Here is a 1,843-nt window from a genome sequence, read left to right as displayed (position 1 = left end):
CGCGGCGTGGACCCGCAGCGCATCGCGCTCGTGGACCCGGCGCCTGCCAGCGGGGCGACCAACGTTGCTGGCGGCATGCTTGCCCCGGCCGCGGAGGTGCAGTACCGCCAGGAGCCGCTCTACCCGCTCATGCTGCAGTCGGCGGAGTTGTACCCGTCGCTGGTCGCGGACCTCGTAGCCGCCGCACCCGGCACCGACGTGGGGTACCGCACCGAGTCCACCTTCGTCGTCGCCGCCGACCGCGCCGACGCCACGCATCTGCGCGAGCTCACCGAGCACCAACACGCTCACGGGATGGACGTCGACAGGCTGACGCTGCGCCAGGCCCGCACCCAGGAGCCGGGCTTGAGTCCGCAGCTCGCGGGCGTGGTGGAGATCCCCGGCGACCACCAGGTCAACCCGCGGATGTTCGCCGCCGCCCTGCTGCGCGTGCTGGACCACAACGGCGTCACGCTGGTCCGCGAGAAGGCGGGCGCGCTGCTGTGGGAGGGGGCGGCGTGTGTGGGGGTTGAGGTGGGCGTCGAGAAGCGAAAAGTGCTCGGCGCGACGACCTATGTGTGCAACGGGCTTGGGGCGCGCGCACTCGGCTTGCCGCTGAACCTGCGGCCGGTGCGCGGCGACATGCTGCGGCTCGGGGCCGCCAACGCGCCGGTGGGCCGCGTGATCCGCGCGTTTGTGGAGGATCGGCCGGTCTACATCATTCCGCGCACCGACGGCACGATCGCCGTGGGCGCGACCAGTCGCGAGGACGCGCGCGAGCGACCAGCCGTCGACGGGGTGTACACGCTGCTGCGCGACGCCATCCGCATCGTGCCGGGGCTCGAGGACTGCGAACTCATCGAGGCGCTCGTGGGCAACCGCCCCGGCACGCCCGACGACCTGCCGTACCTGGGGCTTGGCGGCGAGAACCTCGTCGTGTCCACCGGCTATTTCCGGCACGGCATCCTGCTGGCGGCGCTCGGCGCGCGCGTCGGCGCTGACCTTGGGCTTCGGCGCACCACGGCGGTGGACATCGCCGCGTGCGACCCCGCCCGCCACAAGTAAAGGAGCATCATGCGCATTACTGTCAACGATCAACCCCGCACCTTCGACGCCGCGCCCACCGTCGCGCAGCTCGTCGACGAGGTGGTGGGCCGTACCGAGGGTGTCGCCGTGGCCGTCAACGGCAAGGTAGTGCCCGCGAGCCAGTGGGACCTCATGCTTAACGACGCCGACGTGGCCGACATCCTCACCGCCGTCCAAGGAGGCTAACCGTGCTGCAGATCGCGGAGAAGACATTCGACTCGCACCTGATTATGGGCACGGGCGGGGCGACGAGCCAGCAGCTGCTAGAAGACGCGCTCGTTGCTAGTGGGACGCAGTTGACGACGGTGGCGATGCGTCGGCACGCGGCGCGCGCGGACGGCGGCGGCGAGAGCGTCTTCGACCTGCTCACACGCTTAAAGATCGACCCGCTGCCCAACACCGCGGGCTGCCGCACGGCGCGCGACGCGGTGCTCACCGCGCAGCTGGCGCGCGAGGCGCTCGGCACGAACTGGGTGAAGGTGGAGGTCATCGCCGACGATCACACGCTCCTGCCGGATGTGGTCGAGCTCGTCGACGCCTGCGAACTCCTCGTCGCCGACGGCTTCACCGTCCTCGCCTACACCTCCGACGACCCGGTGGTGGCGGCGCGCCTCGAGCAGGTCGGCGTCCACGCGGTCATGCCGCTGGGTTCCCCGATCGGTACCGGGCTCGGCATCCTCAACCCGCATAACATCGAGCTGATCTGCTCGCGCGCCGAGGTGCCAGTGCTTCTCGACGCCGGCGTGGGCACCGCCTCCGACGCCGCCCTTGCCATGGA

Annotated in this window: 3 protein-coding genes; all 3 read left to right on the top strand. The window is 70.9% G+C overall.

Annotation, left to right across the window (positions count from 1 at the left end):
* On the top strand, positions 1–1,044 hold a 1,044-nt coding region (gene thiO / locus EAW56_RS11960), incomplete at its 5' end, for a glycine oxidase ThiO (RefSeq protein WP_122086775.1).
* A gap of 9 nt (positions 1,045–1,053) precedes the next feature.
* Positions 1,054–1,251, top strand: coding sequence for a sulfur carrier protein ThiS (thiS, locus tag EAW56_RS11955; protein ID WP_122086773.1), 198 nt, complete (start codon positions 1,054–1,056; stop codon positions 1,249–1,251).
* A gap of 2 nt (positions 1,252–1,253) precedes the next feature.
* On the top strand, positions 1,254–1,843 hold a 590-nt coding region (locus EAW56_RS11950; protein ID WP_122086770.1), incomplete at its 3' end, for a thiazole synthase.

It is taken from the genome of Corynebacterium gottingense, from assembly GCF_003693265.1.
Lineage (GTDB): Bacteria > Actinomycetota > Actinomycetes > Mycobacteriales > Mycobacteriaceae > Corynebacterium > Corynebacterium gottingense.
The sequence above is the reverse complement of the archived record's forward strand: the minus strand, read 5'-3'. Positions and strand labels throughout refer to the sequence as shown.

Bases quoted from the DNA above. Each gene is read 5' to 3' on its own strand.
- thiS (WP_122086773.1), top strand. From the start codon at position 1,054: ATGCGCATTACTGTCAACGATCAACCCCGCACCTTCGACGCCGCGCCC.